This window comes from Pediococcus inopinatus, assembly GCF_002982135.1.
Taxonomy (GTDB): domain Bacteria; phylum Bacillota; class Bacilli; order Lactobacillales; family Lactobacillaceae; genus Pediococcus; species Pediococcus inopinatus.
The window spans coordinates 1,880,534-1,897,034 of the sequence record NZ_CP019981.1; the positions used below are offsets into that span (position 1 = coordinate 1,880,534).

A 16,501-nucleotide genomic window follows, 5' to 3' on the forward strand; every position below is an offset into this window, starting at 1 on the left:
CCTCCTTGTTAATGTTTACACTTACATTTTAACACAATTTCCTATTTTCTTGGGAAAATTGGTCGAAAATGAAAACATCAAGAAAGCTTGCAAAACACGTTTATTTTTTTGCGTTTTTTTCTATTTGCCAGCCTGAATTGCGCGGTAAACAGCCCCGATTATACCAGCATCATTTCGTAGTTTAGCAGGTTTCACTTCCGCAAAGGTCAAATCGCGGACATCTGAATTACGGGCTTTCATATCCGCAATTTTAGCATGCAAACCATCAATAAATTTCGGATTAGCAGAAATGCCACCACCAATTAAGACAATTTCTGGGTCAATTGCCACCATCAAATTAATAATCCCTTTAGCGAGGGCCGTATAGAAGAAGTCTAGGCTTTCAAGCGCCATTTTGTCGTTCTTATCTGCCAAATCATAGACAACACGCGCATCAGTCACTTCTGGTTTGCCGCTATGCTTGTTGTAGTAATTTAAAAGACCAAACACAGTTGCACCAGTAAAACTCAAACTGTTAAGCTCCAGATTTTGATCGTTATTCACATTCATGACGGACATCATCCCTAACTCGCCAGCCATTCCGTGACCACCACGGTAAATTTGGTCGTTAATGACGATCCCGCCACCAATTCCAGTGCCGACAACCATGCAATAATAACTATGAAAACCAACCGCATTGCCTTTCCACTGTTCCGCAAAGGCCGCCGCATTGGCGTCATTTTCAACGGTTGTCGTAATATGGGTGCGTTTTTCAATTTCTTGTTTCAGGTTAATCCCGAAGAAATCTTTAATTGCGCCACCAGTGGTCATGAAACCATCTTTTTGAACAATCCCAGGGGCACTCACACCAATCGCAGTAATGGTTTTTTCTGCTGTAAATTTATTAACAATTGTGGCAATGTTTTTGAGGATCTCTTCACCTTTAATGCTGGTTTTAACCGCATCTTTTTCAAGGATTTTGCCAGTTTCATCAACTAGGCCATATGTAATCGTCGTGCCACCAATATCGAGTCCAATATAATATTTCATATTTTTAACTTCCTTTACATTATGTATGAAAAGAGGATTGAAACAAAACGCTACGTTCAAACAAGATGACCGCAACATTTTTATTTCAGATCCTCTTTTTTTAAAACGTTTTTATTTCAAGTCCTCACCATTGCTGGCAATTACTTTCTTATACCAATCAAACGAATCCTTCTTAGAACGATCCAATGTCCCTTTACCGTCATCATCTTTATCAACATAGATGAAGCCATAACGTTTGGACATCTGGCCTGTTCCGGCAGAAACAAGATCAATGCAACCCCATGGTGTGTAACCCATTAAATCAACACCATCGAGAGCCACAGCCTTTTCCATTTCGGCAATGTGGGCACGCAAGTAATCTACACGATATGGATCATGAATGCTACCATCCGCTTCAACTTTATCACGGGCACCTAACCCATTTTCGACGATGAATAATGGCAAATGATAACGGTCCGTCAACCAGTTTAGAGAGTAACGTAAGCCAACTGGATCAATTGGCCAATCCCATTCGCTAGTTTCCAAAGTTGTATTCTTGGTGACCGGCTCTTCAGGATTAATATCACCATCTAAGTCGATGCCATCTGCTTTAACAGTCATCGAATTGTAGTAACTTAAACCAATATAATCAACGGTGCCTTGTTTCAAGATTTCACGATCTTCATCGGTAATATCTTTACGGTATCCCTTACGTTTCAAATATGTCTCAATGTTATTTGGATAAGCACCATTTGCATGCACATCAGAGAACCAATAACGACGTTGCATCATGCGTTCTGCCAACATAATATTCTTTGGATCGGCATTCAATGGATAAATTGGCGTCATGTTAATCATGCAACCAATTTGGAAATCAGGATTAATTTCATGACCCACTTTAACTGCTTTAGCACTTGCGACTAACTCATAATGGGCAGCCTGATACATAGCAGCTTCGCGGTCTTCTTTTTTTACATTGCTAAACAAAATTCCTGAGTTTGTGGCAACTGAAAATTCACTGTTGAAATCACTTTGGTTATCAATTTCATTAAATGTCATCCAGTATTTCACTTTGTTCTTATAACGTTTGAAACAAGTTTCCGCAAAGTTCATGTAAAAATCGATCACTTTACGATTTGTGAAACCACCATACTCTTTAATAAGATGATATGGCATTTCAAAGTGAGCCAAGGTAATAACTGGTTCAATACCGTATTTATGGCATTCATCAAATAAGGCGTCGTAAAATCTCAATCCTGCTTCATTTGGCTTATCTTCATCCCCATTTGGAAAGATTCGCGTCCAAGCAATCGATGTTCGGAAACACTTAAAGCCCATTTCCGCGAATAACTTTACGTCTTCCTTGTAACGATGATAGAAATCGATGCCATCATGATTAGGATAGTTCTTTCCAGGCAACACACCATCCGTGATTTCACGCGGCACGCCATTAGCTCCTGCCGTCATCACATCTGCGACACTGACACCTTTGCCGCCTTCTTGCCAACCACCTTCTAGTTGGTGAGCTGCAACTGCGCCGCCCCATAAAAAGCCATCCTTTAATTTACTCATATCTAATGAACTCCTCTCATTTTAGTATTCATGTACATTTCAAGTATAGCGCACTTTGAAAACGTTTTACACAGAAAAACAATTATTTTCATAGCGCTTTCAATAACTTTTATAAAAAAATCTATTCACTTTGATTTTCATCGCCATAAATAGATTTTTTAGGTAAGCTAGTCTGTTGCGTGTTCTGTTGTTGCAGCAGCTTCAGCTTCTTTAGTATGTGCTTCTGAGTCCAAAGCAGCTTGTTCTTGTCCATACAAGATTTGATCTTGCTTGTGAGCGAATGGTAAGTATACGAAGAATGATAATACTAAGACAACTGCTTGCCAAATCATCATCTTCCAACCACCGACTAACAAACCAGAAAGAATTGGTGGGGTGGTCCATGGAACTTGAACACCTGTGAAGTATGGAATAACACCTAATTTAATTAACCAGTATGTGGAGCCCATTGAAATTGCAGGCATAAACATAAATGGAATGATTAAAAGTGGGTTCATAACAATTGGAACCCCGAATAAAACAGGTTCGTTAATGTTGAAAAGCCCTGGTAAGAATGACAAACGACCAATACTCTTCATTTGAGCTGATTTGGCCATAAACGCCATGAAGAAGACTAATCCAATTGTCATCCCAGAACCAGTTACGGTACCAAATTGATCAAGTAGTGATTGAACAAAGACATGGCCACCGTTTGCGGCAGTAACAACACCGTGTGCTTTAAAGATTGCGGCATTTTGTAAACTGTTAGCAGTCAGGATTGGTGTCATAATACCACTGACAATAACCGCGCCATGAACACCAAAGAACCAGAAGAATGGAATCAATAGTGAAATAATCAAAACTCCACCAAATGAATCTGTTAATCCTTGTAAAGGTGTTTGGATGGTTTGGTAAATCCACTGTGTCATTGTTGTGTGAGCTGTTGCATCAAAGAGCATGTATACAATCAACCAACCAGTAATGATTACAAATGCAGGGATTAAAGCGACAAATGATTCTGCAACTGCTGGTGGAACCTGCTCTGGTAATTTAATTGTAATATGATGCTTGATAAACCATGAGTAAATCCAACCAGTTAATAATCCAATAATGATAGCAGCGATCATTCCTTGACCACCAAGCCAAGTCCGATCGATAAATCCAGTTAACATTGTAGGAGCTTGTGTAGCTGAAACAACTGTTTTACCAGCTGCGTTCATAACAGCTGTTGTAGGACGCATGATAAGGAAGAAACTTACCAACGCGGTCATCCCGGCTGGAAGTGGTTCAAACCCATCATCTTTTACCCAGTTGTACGCAATCCCAACTACGGCAAAGACGGCTAAGATCCCAAATGAAGCATTGTATGCTTGTGTCCAGTAAGGCGTTAAACCAGTATTATCCATGAAAGTGGCAACTGCTGGTAATGGAAATGCACTTAGCAGTAAGAAGATTGATCCGACCATAATGAATGGTAAACTGACTAACATCCCATTCTTTAAAGCCGTGATCGCTTTTGTATTAACAAACTTCATAATTGGTGGCAGAAGTTTGTTGTTAATCCAATCGTTCATTAATATCACCTCAACTAATAATTGCTTATATATGTTCTAAAGAAAATAATTGAAAAATCTTTGGCCAAAGATTATGTAACGTGAAGCGCTTTCAACAGATACATTATAACCACTCTCTTTTGTTATTGTACAGGTGTTTCGCAAATAAAAAACATGTTCCAATTAGGGTTCAAGTACCTAATTTGGAACATGTTCCATGAAACAGCTTTGAGTGTTTACATAACGCGGATTAGAGCTGCTTTACTGCATCACTAATTGGCGTTTCTCCACTGCTAACTGCAAATTCTTTTTTGATTGTCTCCGGATTATGAAGAACCGAAACGAGGACAGCTGCCACATCTTCACGCGCAATTTTACCAGTTTGCTGATCCAAAACAATGCCACCTTTACCAGCATCATTTGTTAACGCACCAGGTTTTACAATTGTGTAATCTAAATTCGTTTCATCCTTTAAATATAAATCGGCGTAATGTTTCGCAACATAATACGGTTTGATGGCCGTCCAACGCGTACGATCTTCGGCATTCATGGCACTCACTAAGACAAAACGTTTGGTGCCGGCTTTTTCAGCGGCTTCCATGCTCTTAACAGCACCATCTAGATCAATCAAAAGCGTCTGGTCATCACCGGTTTTACCACCAGATCCAGCACTAAACACAATCGCATCAACATCAGATAAGGACTTTGCCAGTTCTTCCGGCTGTTCATTTAAATCATAGTGCCGGGTTTCTGCACCCTGATCTTTAAAAAAGTCACTCTGTTTATCGTCACGAATTCCGGCTACTACTTCATCACCGTTTGCCAACAATTGTTTGACTAAGAGTTGCCCGATTTGACCATGTGCGCCAATTACAAATACTTTCATGTAAAAACCTCCTATTGTTTAAACTTCCGTAATTATTATGATTCCTAAATTTACACTATCATTTTTACATGCTATGTTAAAACAAAAATGCTTGAAGGGTTCTTATTTATTATGAAACAAAAGTTAGTTCGCGGCTTCCTTTTACTTATCGTTCTTCTAATTGGGGTAACTGTTTATTGGCAGCATCGTGATACACCGCTAAATCATGTCAAAGTCACTGGTGATAACACAGCAACTATTTTTATTCCCGGCTATAAAGGCGGTGCCCATACTTTTAATGGTATGATTCACCGCTTAGATCATAAAAATTTAGCTCATGCAGCTTTAAAAGTGAATATTGATACTCGCGGCCAAGCCCATATTCAAAGAAAGGGTGTGCTGACCAATAATCCACTCATTCAATTAACCTTCACGGACAATACAGATCCTCAAAAACAAATGCAGTTTCTACCAGCCTTCATGAAAGAACTAAAAACTGTTTACCACATTAAGAAAGTTAATTTTGTTGCCCATTCAATGGGTGGCAGTGTGGTGTTGCGGTATTTGGAAAACAAACAGGCCCAAACCAACCAATATCCAACGGTTAATAAATTTGTCGCCATCGGAACGCCGTTTGGCTATATCACACCCGACAATGGCTTGGCAATTACCGCCGCCAATATTCCAGCCAATCTTAAAATTCTCAACATTGCGGGTGACTTGAATCACACCGGTACTGATACTGCAGTCCCCTTGAAAAGCAATGAGAATCTAAAAACAATTGTGAATGGCCATGTAGCAAGTTACCGCCACGTCACAATTACAGGTAACCGCGGCCAGGCGCAACATAGTGCTCTCCATGAAAATCCCCAAGTAGATAAATTAGTGGCCGAATTTTTGTGGAACTAACAGCAGTGCTCAATAAATTTCAATCTCCACAATTTCTGGGATAGCTTCCAAAATTTCAGTTATTTTTTCTTTATTAAACGACTCTGGATATTGAATGGTCATGCGCACAGTATCCTGGGTCTCTGCTTTTCTAACGTGCACACTCGCTACAGTTATGTCATTTTTTTCAAGTCGCTTTTGGATCATCGAGACGTTATGATCACCAACCTGCACCCTCAGCCTGACTTCACTATAATAGGGTAAATGCAGCCAGCTCAAATCACGGTGCAACATAATTTGGGTAGCCAAAACCAGTAGTGCAGAGAAAATTCCCACAATGTACATGCGAGCCCCAATTGCCATCCCGACGCCAGCCGTCGTCCATAGCCCAGTCGCAGTGGTTAGGCCGTTAACATCTTCGTGTTTTACAATGATAGTGCCGGCGCCAATAAACCCAATCCCGCTCACAATCTGAGCCGCAATCCGGGACGGATCTAGTCCAATTCCTTTATTTCCCAGCAAATCCATGAAACCATATTTAGATACAATCATCATTAATGCTGAACCAACTGCAATAATGATGTGTGTCCGCAGCCCGGCAGTTTTGGCGCGCGCATCACGCTCATATCCAATCGCAAACCCACAAGCACCTGCAATTAATACACGTAAAATCAAATCAAATTGTGTAGAAATTGACATGTTACTTCTAACCTCCTTAAAATTTATTTTCCCATACGAAAAACAGATCAACTGTATTAAGTATACAGTCGATCCTGCTTATTTTTTAATGATTCGTTTTATTATTTGCCGATACTATCTACAAAATCCTCTACTTCTTGACGAGTCTTTCGAGCGCCATTCACAAAGCGGCCAATTTCTTCACCGTCTTCTAAGGCAATGAAACTTGGAATTCCCATAACACCAAATTGTTGTGCAATCTTGATATTAGCATCACGGTCCACTGTTACCCAATCATATTGGTTGTATTCAGCTTCAATTTCTGGCATTACAGGCTTAATGAATGAGCAATCAGGACACCATCCAGCTGTGAAAAACAGCATTTTTTTACCAGTCTTAATCGTATCAAGGATTTCTTGATCCGTTAATTGTTGTTCTTGTGCATCCATTATAATTCCTCCCGTAAAATTGAAATTTATTTGTTTAATGCTTACTTTTTATAAGTCCTTAAACAATGAATTTATTGTACCATATTCTTCTTTAGATAGGGTAACTTTTTGCGCATCCGCATTAGCGGCAACTTGTTTAGCTTTTTTAGCTCCTGGAATAACCACAGAAACATCCGGATTTTTAATATACCACGCCAAAACAATTTGAGCAATCGTACTTTGATGCTTGTCCGCCATAGGTTGCAACTGCTGTACCCGTTTTACGATGTCTACAAAACGTTGCCCTTGAAAATCTGGATTGCTATGTCGAATATCATCCGATTCAAACGAAACACTGCTTGAATACTTACCAGTTAGTAATCCGGAAGCGAGTGGGAAAAATGGTACAAACGAGATTTGGTTTGCTTTTAAATAAGGCATGAGTTCTTTTTCTGCATCTCGATGAAGTAAACTATACTGATTTTCAACAATATCAACTAAACCATCTTTATTAGCCTCTTTTACTTGATCAAGAGACACATTGGAGATCCCAATTGCCTTAATTTTTCCTTCTTGACGTTTTTCTTCCAAAGCTTTAACAGCTTCATTTAACGGTGTCTTTCCATCTGGAAAATGAATATAGAAAATATCAATATAATCTGTTTGAAGCCTTTTTAGTGCATCCTCAACTGCTTGTTTGAGAAACTCCGGCGAATTATTCAATTGATCTGGATGACCGGGAGTCTGTGCTGCTTTGGTCGCAATCACAATTTTTTTACGATCATATCCCTGAATTGCTCTACCAATTAACTCTTCTGATCGGCCGAAACCATACGCATAGGCCGTGTCTAAGAAATTAACACCATGATCTAAAGCTGTTTTGACAATTTGAATACCATCCTCGTCATTCAAATTAGGAAATAGATTATGGCCACCGACCGCGTTTGTTCCTAATCCAAGTGGTGTCGCCATCACATTTGTCTTACCAATTTTTACATTTTCTACCATTTAAAATGCCCTCCGATCAAATATTGCGACTCTTTTATTCATATTCATTCTGAACGTCATTTATTAAAAAAGCATATAATCCGCCTCGGTTCAGAAAATTTAAAATAAATCTTAAAAAATCGCCACAAACGCAAGCAATCCTGCATTCATAGCGATTATTACATACTTTTTAAATCCAAAATGGTCGTTGTGTCACCCAAAAATCAAGGTCAAATTTCTGTTTTTGAATATTCTCACCGTTTACTTGACCGTTTTCAGGCATATCAGTTTCAATATGTAGTTGTTTGGTTTGAAAATGATGAACGACCGGTGATTTCAGATGATTCCCTGTCGCGAGCATTTGAACAAAGAGCTTCACAAACCGCACTGCATTCATTTTTTCGACCACAACCAAATCTAACTTACCGTCGTGTAAATCAGCAAGTGGCATAATCGGCACGCCACCACCAAAGTATTTTATGTTTGTTGTGGTAACTAAAAAGGCGTGTTGAAATTTTCTTTCGGTTTCGTCAGTTTTTACAGTTAATCCAAATGCATCTTGTTTAAAAAATGTCTTAATCAAAGACGCCACATACGCATTCGATTGCATATGATATTTCTTCAAATTATCTTTTTGACCAGCATTAGCGGCATGCACTACTGAAGCATCAAACCCCACACCGACATTATTCGTGAATAACGTTTCGTGTGCGTCTATCCGGTCTTTATAAACGCCTACATCTAATTCAGTGGTATGTTGAACTTCAAGAAACTTCTGAACTGCAGCTAAAGGCTGAGTTGGAAGCCGAACGCCGCGGGCAAAGTCATCTCCAGAACCGGCGGGCAAATAGCCCAAAGGAATCTGATCACCGCCACCTAAATGAAGCCCGTTTAGAACTTCATGTAACGTCCCATCACCACCAACAGCAACTACTACCCAGTTTTCACCTAATTTATGATGTAGCGCAAATTCTCGAGCAAGTTGCACACCGTTTCCGGGATGATCTGTCATTTCTACTCTATAATTAACTTTTGCTTCCTTCAATTGAACTTCAATTTTCTGCCAAATCTTTTTCGCCTGTCCAGCATCTGCAAAAGGGTTCACAATCATTAGGAAGTTTGGTCTTTTTTCTGTCACCGAAACTCACCACACTTAACTTTATAATCATTTCGCTCTAGTTTACCATACGAATTTAAATGAAAACCATGCGAATATCGTCATTATCAGATTTTTTGTCAAACAAAAAGACAAAACCATTTGCAGCTCTGCCTCTTATTCATAGCTATTTAGTTTTATCTACCCACTGTTTTAAAAAGTCCTCAATGGTTTGTTGATACTTTTTAGGATCAGCTGATCTAGACTGCACATGATCCGCGCCATGAACCCGATGGCTCTCTTTTGGTAACTGTTTAGCAAGTGACGACTTAATTTCAGCCATCATTTCAACTGGCACGTACCGATCGGCATCCCCGTGAATCATCAGAACCGGAATCGAAATGTTGGCCGCCTGCTGCGCAATATCAGCTTCTTTAAGCGAATAGCCACCCGTCACTCGCGTCATGAGACTTACAAAAACACTAAGAAATGGTGGCAGAAAGTAGTGGTGTCCCAAGCGATAACTAAATTCTTTTTGAGCTGAACTAAAGCCACTGTCTTCGATAACTGCGTCCACATTCTTAGGCAAGTCTGCTTCACCGGCGGTCGCCAAAACGGTGGCAGCTCCCATGCTCACGCCAAACAAAACAATTTCCTGCCTGATTTTACTGCGTTTGTTCACTTCTTCAATCCATTTGATATAGTCGCGTCGATCCAGCCAACCAAAACCGATAATGTGCCCATCGCTGACGCCATGACCACGTGCATCTGGCATTAAGACGTTATACCCCAAATCCATAAATAACTTGGCATATGGAATCATTTGGTCGTGCACATTGTGATAACCGTGCGCTAAAATAACTGTTTTATCACTATTATTGGAAAGGTAAATAGCCGCTAAATGAATCCCATCCTCAGCTCGAATAAACCAAGTCTGTTTAATTAACTGTTTATACCAATCATAACTATCAAGTGTCTTATCATTTTTATGGGCATTCTGAATAGCACGCCGTTTTTGTGATTTAGTCGTTTTAATTCCCTTTTGATAACTCACTAAACTACTAATCCCCAGGCTTGCCGCTACACCAATTAATGATATGCCTGCCACTTTTAAAATCTGCTTTGTGCGCACGTCATCATCTCCTCATATTATTTATTAACTTCATTATATCCTAGAATAATGATTAAAACATGAAGGAGCCTTATGAAATTGAATCCGCTATCAATTAATTGCCGTTAACGTATCTTTCTCACCTCAACTAATTTTAAATTCCTTCTTCTACAACTTTGCGGTATACTAATTAAGTAAACTTTTTGGGCCCTTAGCTCAGCTGGGAGAGCGCTTGCTCCGCAAGTAAGAGGTCGACGGTTCAAATCCGTTAGGGTCCATTGATAGAAAAAGGCTATCGTGGTTAAGCGTCCAAACGCCTACCATGATAGCCTTTTTTTGCAAGCTCAGCTACAAAACAAATTAATTATTTAACATTTATAAGAAACATTTAGTGAAAACTATCTTAAATTTTTGTCCAAAACTGACGACATAAAAAGCTGTATATATTTTTTTGGAGGAGCAATTATGAAGGACATTTTTAAAAAACTAATGGTACTACTAGTGATCGTTGAACCATTAGTATTAGCACCTAGCGCCATGGCAAAATCTACAAAGTACACAGTACTAAAAGTATCAAAGCTTAATACTGCATCAAGAACAGTTACGGGAACTGCCACAAAATCAGCAAAAATAACTGTAAAACATGGTTTGGATTTAGGTCAAGAATCTGGACACATTTTATGTATAATTTAAGCGACTAATTTTTCCTTTTCATTTGGAGTTAAATAATCAATGCTACTGTGAATTCGAGCACTGTTATAAAAGCTCTCAATGTAGCTGAATATTGCAGCATTTGCTTCTTCAAAATCCTGATAATGGTGTTGGTAAACCTCTTCTTTTTTCAAACTGGCGTGAAATGATTCCAAACATGAATTGTCATAGGGACAGCCACGCTTGCTATAAGAATGGCGAATATGGTGTTGCGCTAAGATCTGTTCAAAGCCAGCACTGCGGTACTGGCTACCCAGATCGGTATGCACAATTAAGTTATTAGTCGTCTTTCTAGTTTCAAAGGCTTGTTGAAAAGTGCTGATCACAAGATCAGCAGTCATATGACGGCTGATTTTATGGGCAATGATTTTACGTGAATATAAATCCTGAATGCTTGATAAATAACACCAGCCATTGGCTTTGGTGTGAATATAAGTTATGTCTGCACACCACTTTTGATTTGGACTGGTTATACGAAAATCTTGCGCGAGTATATTTGAATAATCAGTCGCATCAATATCATTAGTTTGTTGATAATGCCACTTCTTGCGCGTGATTGATTTTAACCCCATTTGGCGCATTAATCGTTGAACTAGCTTAATACTGGCAGTCTTACCTTCTTTTTGTAACGCTTTTAGAATTTTAGGTGCCCCGTAGATACGTCTAGAATTAAAGTAAATGCGTTTAATCGACTGGCTAAGTGTCTTACGACGCTTGGCTTGTGGCGATACATGATTCTGCTGATGTTCATAGTAAGTTGAGCGTGGAATTGAGAGTACTTTACAGGTTTCTTTGATACTATGGTGCTTCAAATTAATATCAACGGCTGTCTGCCAGTCATCTGGGTTTACTTTTTGGCGAATATGGTTAAGGCTTTTTTTAAGATGTCATTCTCACTTTCTAGCTGTTTCAAACGTTTTTGCAACGCTAAAACATCTGATTTGGAAATTCCACTTCCTTTGTCTTCTTTATATAGATTAATCCATTTGTAAATAGTTACATTTGATACACCATATTCGTCTGTAAGATCAGCTACCGGGGCGCCATCCTGGTACAGCTTGACAATCATTTTTCTAAAATCTACTGAGTACTTTTTCTTGGTCATAAAAACACAATCCTTCCTATTATGGAATTATACTAAATCGTGTCCATGATTTCATACTACCTTCAGTTCAAAAACTTTAGGTACTACAAAAACCTCTAGCAAGGGTAAATATAATGTCAAAGTAAACAAATTAGGTGTTTGGTCACTAACAGTTTCTGCATCTAAGAAAGGGTACCGTACTAAAACTACAACCATTAAAGTTGCAGCTGTACCTAAAACAATTAAGAACGCTACAATGATTGTATATTACAGAGATTCCACCAATAAATTACTATCAACGAGTAAGCAAACAATCAAATTGAATTCTAAATTTAAGGCTCCAAAGAAAAATATTAGTTATTACACTGCCTCCAAGTCAAAATACTCGGGTTTTACACTGAAATCCAGCAAAATCGTTAAACTAACGAAAAAACCTATTTATACGATTACATATAAATATGCTAAAAATGTATTAACTCCAGCAAACAAAAAAACATTAAAAAATAAAGTTTCAAAATTCGATAGTGCTTTAAAATCAACTGAAGATAGTAGCTTTTATAAATCAAGTAACAGTAATACAATCTCTGTATATAATAATGCTGTAACTAAATTGGATACTTACGTAGCTTCATATTTAAAAGATATGAGTACTCCTAGTAAAATCAGTTCTAGTTTTATAAGTAATGAGACTAAATTGCTGAACACTTGCCAAAGTACTCAGTCAGATTACAATAATGCTAAAAGTAAATACGATAAGCTGCATACTCTTAGTAGCAATGTGGATGTAGTATGAATCTATGGACACGATTTAGTATAATGCCATTATAGGAAGGATCGTGTTCTGATGTCTAAACAGAAATACTCAGTTGATTTCAAAAAAATGATCGTTAAACTCTACCAGGATGGCACCTCGGTAGTTGAGCTTACAAATGAATATGGTATTGCAAATGTCACTATTTACAAATGGATCAATTTATACAAAGAGGACAAAGAAACTGGTGCCTCGAAAGCTGATATTTTAGCGCTACAGAAGCGTCTTAATCGGCTTGAAAGTGAGAATGATATCTTAAAAAAAGCCTTAACCATATTCGCCAAAAAGTAAGCTCGGAAGATTGGCAAGCCGCAATCAAACCAAATCTAAAGCAACATCGCATTAAGGAGATCTGTCAGGTACTACAAGTCCCTCGTTCCACGTATTATGATCAACAGAATCATTATATCTCACCACAAGCAGAACATCGAAAGACGCTCTGCCAAGCGATCAAGCGCATTTATTATAATCACCGTCGGGTCTATGGCGCTCCTAAGATTTTAAAGGAATTGAAAAAAGAGGGACTAGCCGCAAGCATCAAGTTAGTTCAGCGTTTAATGCGCCAAATGGAACTTAAATCGATCACCCTAAAGAAGTGGCATTACCAACAAGCAAATAATATCGACGAAGCGAATTATCCGAACCTGCTCGCTCAGGATTTTAGCACGACAGCACCAAATCAAAAATGGTGTGCCGATATCACTTACGTTCACACCAAAGCTGATGGCTGGTGTTATTTATCAAGCATCCAGGATCTGTATTCACGTAAAATCATTGCCCACAAGTTGAGTCGTCACATGACTGCCGATCTAGTGCTCGACACTTTAAAACAAGCTTTTGAAACCAGAAAAGTAACAGACCAGTTGATCATTCATACCGATTTAGGCAGTCAATACCGCAGCACCACCTTTGAAGAACTTCTACGACAACGCCATATCCAGCACTCTTATAGCAAGCGCGGTTGTCCATATGACAATTCAGTTCTGGAGTCATTCCATGCCAGCTTAAAAAAAGAGGAAGTTTATCAGACCCATTACCAAAATTTTGATGAAGCAAATGTGGCTTTATTTAGCTACATTGAGAGCTTTTACAACAATGATCGGATTCATAGTGCCATTGATTATTTAACCCCGAATGAAAAGGAAGAATTAGTCGCTTAAATTATACATAAACGTGTCCGGATTCTTGACTCAGATCCAATGATAAATCTATATTAAAAAATAAAATAAACAACATTGATGACACATTTAATTCTGCAAAGAAAGATGATTTTTACAAAAATGGCACTGATAAAACAATTCAAGCATATTCAGATGCCGTAACAAAATTAGATAAGTTAGTCGCACCATACCTTTCTAGCCAATCTACCTCAAGCAATATAGATCCAAATTTTAATACAAATGTACAAAGTTTAATTGATAATGCTCAAGCCTCTCAAGTTAAATACCGTAATGCCAAAACTAGTTTTGATTCGGAAAAACCTTATCGTGATGCGCGGGACGGATATGTAATGGATAGTGCTAATTTTTTCGATACTAATTTTAAGAAAATAGATGTTACTGGCGACTATAGCCCTATAAAAATCAACGCCAACAGTGTAGTCTGGCACAATGATCATGCATACTATCTCGCCGTTCTAGACAATCAGCGAGGATATATCCTTTGTAGTTCAACCATTTATTTCGCTAATAAACCAGATACCAGCCAAAACTACTCCTTATTTACTTCAACACTAAGTCCGATTGATTGCGGAAATCCTACAAATTTTGAACCTAGCAGTACTTGGTTTCAATTAGACGTAAATGCACACAAATCTGTAATTTGGGAGTTTGATGCAGACACAAATACCTGGAAATCTTAATTAGAACATATTATAAGTATTTATAGAATCTGTCGATATTGGAGTTTTAGACAGAGTAGAACCTATACTTATTTTGACATCACTTCTGATCCTACTTTTCGGATAACACCAGAGCTTAAACTCTATTGATCAAAAGATAAGCAACAACTCAAACAAGATATTCATAGTCACTTAATTTTAGACTGGAATGTGAATTCTTAATTAATAAAAATTAATCATAAAATCCGCACAGATGCCTTAGAGAAAGTCTAATGAGCAACACGTTACGCGGTGTACTTATATAAATAAAATAAACTTTTTAGACGTTGCTTTATTTAAGAAAATAGCAAAATAATGGAGCATTGAGCACCCAGTCATTCACAGAAATCTTCAAAATTATGCTAGCCTATAACAATTAACGACACTAACAAGTTTAGAAAGTATGAATGCTTAATTAATTAGATTTAAAGTCCCTAATGAGGACCGCTGTACGATTAAACGAAACAGCTATACGCTAGTTAAAAACGCTACTGAAAATAATGATTCTCTATGAAGCTTTTAAAGAATTCAGATCAACTAATAATACTATATAACTAAATTAAAACTTTTGGTTAAATACTCATGATGAAGGTAGTATGAAATCATGGACACGATTTAGTATAATTCCATAATAGGAAGGATTGTGTTTTTATGACCAAGAAAAAGTACTCAGTAGATTTTAGAAAAATGATTGTCAAGCTGTACCAGGATGGCGCCCCGGTAGCTGATCTTACAGACGAATATGGTGTATCAAATGTAACTATTTACAAATGGATTAATCTATATAAAGAAGACAAAGGAAGTGGAATTTCCAAATCAGATGTTTTAGCGTTGCAAAAACGTTTGAAACAGCTAGAAAGTGAGAATGACATCTTAAAAAAAGCCTTAACCATATTCGCCAAAAAGTAAACCCAGATGACTGGCAGACAGCCGTTGATATTAATTTGAAGCACCATAGTATCAAAGAAACCTGTAAAGTACTCTCAGTTCCACGCTCAACTTACTATGAACATCAGCAGAATCATGTATCGCCACAAGCCAAGCGTCGTAAGACACTTAGCCAGTCGATTAAACGCATTTACTTTAATTCTAGACGTATCTACGGGGCACCTAAAATTCTAAAAGCGTTACAAAAAGAAGGTAAGACTGCCAGTATTAAGCTAGTTCAACGATTAATGCGCCAAATGGGGTTAAAATCAATCACGCGCAAGAAGTGGCATTATCAACAAACTAATGATATTGATGCGACTGATTATTCAAATATACTCGCGCAAGATTTTCGTACAACCAGTCCAAATCAAAAGTGGTGTGCAGACATAACTTATATTCACACCAAAGCCAATGGCTGGTGTTATTTATCAAGCATTCAGGATTTATATTCACGTAAAATCATTGCCCATAAAATCAGCCGTCATATGACTGCTGATCTTGTGATCAGCACTTTTCAACAAGCCTTTGAAACTAGAAAGACGACTAATAACTTAATTGTGCATACCGATCTGGGTAGCCAGTACCGCAGTGCTGGCTTTGAACAGATCTTAGCGCAACACCATATTCGCCATTCTTATAGCAAGCGTGGCTGTCCCTATGACAATTCATGTTTGGAATCATTTCACGCCAGTTTGAAAAAAGAAGAGGTTTACCAACACCATTATCAGGATTTTGAAGAAGCAAATGCTGCAATATTCAGCTACATTGAGAGCTTTTATAACAGTGCTCGAATTCACAGTAGCATTGATTATTTAACTCCAAATGAAAAGGAAAAATTAGTCGCTTAAATTATACATAAAATGTGTCCAGATTCTTGACCTAAATCCATGATGCCATAAAAAAGCCGTATAAACACTTGGA

At 38.1% G+C, this 16,501-nt stretch carries 19 protein-coding genes and 1 tRNA gene; 9 read left to right on the forward strand and 11 right to left on the reverse strand.

Annotated features, from left to right (window positions below; all coding sequences use genetic code 11):
- Window positions 1-120: 120 nt before the first annotated feature.
- The 4 genes from PI20285_RS09355 to PI20285_RS09370 form a co-directional block, all read right to left on the reverse strand.
- A complete protein-coding gene (locus tag PI20285_RS09355; RefSeq protein WP_057774274.1) occupies window positions 121-1,029 on the reverse strand; it encodes an ROK family protein in 909 nt (302 codons plus the stop codon).
- Window positions 1,030-1,140: 111 nt separating this feature from the next.
- Window positions 1,141-2,580, reverse strand: a complete 1,440-nt coding sequence (locus PI20285_RS09360) for a 6-phospho-beta-glucosidase (protein ID WP_057774276.1) — start codon at window positions 2,578-2,580, stop codon at window positions 1,141-1,143.
- A gap of 167 nt (window positions 2,581-2,747) precedes the next feature.
- On the reverse strand, window positions 2,748-4,133 hold the full coding sequence (locus PI20285_RS09365) for a PTS sugar transporter subunit IIC (RefSeq protein ID WP_057774279.1): 1,386 nt from the start codon (window positions 4,131-4,133) through the stop codon (window positions 2,748-2,750).
- A 229-nt stretch (window positions 4,134-4,362) separates the two neighbouring features.
- Window positions 4,363-4,998, reverse strand: coding sequence for an SDR family oxidoreductase (locus PI20285_RS09370; RefSeq protein ID WP_057774282.1), 636 nt, complete (start codon window positions 4,996-4,998; stop codon window positions 4,363-4,365).
- A gap of 111 nt (window positions 4,999-5,109) precedes the next feature.
- Between PI20285_RS09370 and PI20285_RS09375 the strand changes: the two genes are divergently transcribed.
- Window positions 5,110-5,886 carry an alpha/beta hydrolase gene (locus PI20285_RS09375; RefSeq protein WP_057774285.1) on the forward strand — a complete coding sequence of 259 codons (777 nt, stop codon included), beginning with the start codon at window positions 5,110-5,112 and terminating at the stop codon, window positions 5,884-5,886.
- A gap of 9 nt (window positions 5,887-5,895) precedes the next feature.
- On the opposite strand, the gene PI20285_RS09380 is transcribed toward PI20285_RS09375, so the two are convergent.
- The 5 genes from PI20285_RS09380 to PI20285_RS09400 all read right to left on the reverse strand — a co-directional run bounded on the left by PI20285_RS09380 (window position 5,896) and on the right by PI20285_RS09400 (window position 10,162).
- Window positions 5,896-6,564, reverse strand: coding sequence for an MgtC/SapB family protein (locus PI20285_RS09380; RefSeq protein WP_057774288.1), 669 nt, complete (start codon window positions 6,562-6,564; stop codon window positions 5,896-5,898).
- 101 nt (window positions 6,565-6,665) lie between these two features.
- Window positions 6,666-6,992 (reverse strand): thioredoxin family protein, encoded by a 327-nt coding sequence (locus tag PI20285_RS09385; protein ID WP_057774291.1) that lies wholly within the window; start codon window positions 6,990-6,992, stop codon window positions 6,666-6,668.
- A gap of 48 nt (window positions 6,993-7,040) precedes the next feature.
- Window positions 7,041-7,979, reverse strand: coding sequence for an aldo/keto reductase (locus tag PI20285_RS09390; RefSeq protein ID WP_057774293.1), 939 nt, complete (start codon window positions 7,977-7,979; stop codon window positions 7,041-7,043).
- A 169-nt stretch (window positions 7,980-8,148) separates the two neighbouring features.
- Window positions 8,149-9,096 carry a diacylglycerol/lipid kinase family protein gene (locus PI20285_RS09395; protein WP_082623298.1) on the reverse strand — a complete coding sequence of 316 codons (948 nt, stop codon included), beginning with the start codon at window positions 9,094-9,096 and terminating at the stop codon, window positions 8,149-8,151.
- 145 nt (window positions 9,097-9,241) lie between these two features.
- Window positions 9,242-10,162, reverse strand: coding sequence for an alpha/beta hydrolase (locus PI20285_RS09400; RefSeq protein ID WP_158694992.1), 921 nt, complete (start codon window positions 10,160-10,162; stop codon window positions 9,242-9,244).
- 208 nt (window positions 10,163-10,370) lie between these two features.
- On the opposite strand from PI20285_RS09400, the gene PI20285_RS09405 reads away from it, so the two are divergent.
- Window positions 10,371-10,443: transfer RNA gene (locus tag PI20285_RS09405), tRNA-Ala, on the forward strand.
- A 187-nt stretch (window positions 10,444-10,630) separates the two neighbouring features.
- On the forward strand, window positions 10,631-10,858 hold the full coding sequence (locus PI20285_RS09410; RefSeq protein ID WP_105782230.1) for a hypothetical protein: 228 nt from the start codon (window positions 10,631-10,633) through the stop codon (window positions 10,856-10,858).
- Here PI20285_RS09410 and PI20285_RS09415 read toward each other — a convergent pair.
- Complete coding sequence (locus tag PI20285_RS09415) at window positions 10,855-11,739, reverse strand: IS3 family transposase (RefSeq protein WP_105782231.1); 885 nt, start codon at window positions 11,737-11,739, stop codon at window positions 10,855-10,857. The genes PI20285_RS09410 and PI20285_RS09415 overlap by 4 nt on opposite strands.
- Window positions 11,724-11,981 (reverse strand): transposase, encoded by a 258-nt coding sequence (locus PI20285_RS09420; RefSeq protein ID WP_017866964.1) that lies wholly within the window; start codon window positions 11,979-11,981, stop codon window positions 11,724-11,726. The genes PI20285_RS09415 and PI20285_RS09420 overlap by 16 nt, the downstream gene beginning before the upstream one ends.
- Before the next feature lie 235 nt (window positions 11,982-12,216).
- Between PI20285_RS09420 and PI20285_RS09425 the strand changes: the two genes are divergently transcribed.
- From PI20285_RS09425 to PI20285_RS09450, 6 genes are all read left to right on the forward strand, one after another.
- On the forward strand, window positions 12,217-12,753 hold the full coding sequence (locus PI20285_RS09425; RefSeq protein WP_057775643.1) for a hypothetical protein: 537 nt from the start codon (window positions 12,217-12,219) through the stop codon (window positions 12,751-12,753).
- Window positions 12,754-12,804: 51 nt separating this feature from the next.
- The gene (locus PI20285_RS09430) at window positions 12,805-13,062 is read left to right on the forward strand and encodes a transposase (protein ID WP_063698079.1); all 258 of its coding nucleotides are present in this window, start codon (window positions 12,805-12,807) and stop codon (window positions 13,060-13,062) included.
- Window positions 13,047-13,931 (forward strand): IS3 family transposase, encoded by an 885-nt coding sequence (locus tag PI20285_RS09435; RefSeq protein ID WP_105782154.1) that lies wholly within the window; start codon window positions 13,047-13,049, stop codon window positions 13,929-13,931. The genes PI20285_RS09430 and PI20285_RS09435 overlap by 16 nt, the downstream gene beginning before the upstream one ends.
- 350 nt (window positions 13,932-14,281) lie before the next feature.
- The gene (locus PI20285_RS09440; protein ID WP_057775616.1) at window positions 14,282-14,632 is read left to right on the forward strand and encodes a hypothetical protein; all 351 of its coding nucleotides are present in this window, start codon (window positions 14,282-14,284) and stop codon (window positions 14,630-14,632) included.
- A 669-nt stretch (window positions 14,633-15,301) separates the two neighbouring features.
- The gene (locus PI20285_RS09445; protein WP_017866964.1) at window positions 15,302-15,559 is read left to right on the forward strand and encodes a transposase; all 258 of its coding nucleotides are present in this window, start codon (window positions 15,302-15,304) and stop codon (window positions 15,557-15,559) included.
- Complete coding sequence (locus PI20285_RS09450) at window positions 15,544-16,428, forward strand: IS3 family transposase (RefSeq protein ID WP_105782191.1); 885 nt, start codon at window positions 15,544-15,546, stop codon at window positions 16,426-16,428. Before PI20285_RS09445 ends, PI20285_RS09450 begins: the two co-directional genes overlap by 16 nt.
- Window positions 16,429-16,501: the final 73 nt, after the last annotated feature.

Excerpts from the sequence above, each read along its gene's own strand:
- PI20285_RS09355 (WP_057774274.1), bottom strand. The coding sequence starts at position 1,029 with ATGAAATATTATATTGGACTCGATATTGGTGGCACGACGATTACATAT.
- PI20285_RS09360 (WP_057774276.1), bottom strand. The coding sequence starts at position 2,580 with ATGAGTAAATTAAAGGATGGCTTTTTATGGGGCGGCGCAGTTGCAGCT.
- PI20285_RS09365 (WP_057774279.1), bottom strand. The coding sequence starts at position 4,133 with ATGAACGATTGGATTAACAACAAACTTCTGCCACCAATTATGAAGTTT.
- PI20285_RS09370 (WP_057774282.1), bottom strand. The coding sequence starts at position 4,998 with ATGAAAGTATTTGTAATTGGCGCACATGGTCAAATCGGGCAACTCTTA.
- PI20285_RS09375 (WP_057774285.1), top strand. The coding sequence starts at position 5,110 with ATGAAACAAAAGTTAGTTCGCGGCTTCCTTTTACTTATCGTTCTTCTA.
- PI20285_RS09380 (WP_057774288.1), bottom strand. The coding sequence starts at position 6,564 with ATGTCAATTTCTACACAATTTGATTTGATTTTACGTGTATTAATTGCA.
- PI20285_RS09385 (WP_057774291.1), bottom strand. The coding sequence starts at position 6,992 with ATGGATGCACAAGAACAACAATTAACGGATCAAGAAATCCTTGATACG.
- PI20285_RS09390 (WP_057774293.1), bottom strand. The coding sequence starts at position 7,979 with ATGGTAGAAAATGTAAAAATTGGTAAGACAAATGTGATGGCGACACCA.
- PI20285_RS09410 (WP_105782230.1), top strand. The coding sequence starts at position 10,631 with ATGAAGGACATTTTTAAAAAACTAATGGTACTACTAGTGATCGTTGAA.
- PI20285_RS09420 (WP_017866964.1), bottom strand. The coding sequence starts at position 11,981 with ATGACCAAGAAAAAGTACTCAGTAGATTTTAGAAAAATGATTGTCAAG.
- PI20285_RS09425 (WP_057775643.1), top strand. The coding sequence starts at position 12,217 with ATGATTGTATATTACAGAGATTCCACCAATAAATTACTATCAACGAGT.
- PI20285_RS09430 (WP_063698079.1), top strand. The coding sequence starts at position 12,805 with ATGTCTAAACAGAAATACTCAGTTGATTTCAAAAAAATGATCGTTAAA.
- PI20285_RS09440 (WP_057775616.1), top strand. The coding sequence starts at position 14,282 with ATGGATAGTGCTAATTTTTTCGATACTAATTTTAAGAAAATAGATGTT.
- PI20285_RS09445 (WP_017866964.1), top strand. The coding sequence starts at position 15,302 with ATGACCAAGAAAAAGTACTCAGTAGATTTTAGAAAAATGATTGTCAAG.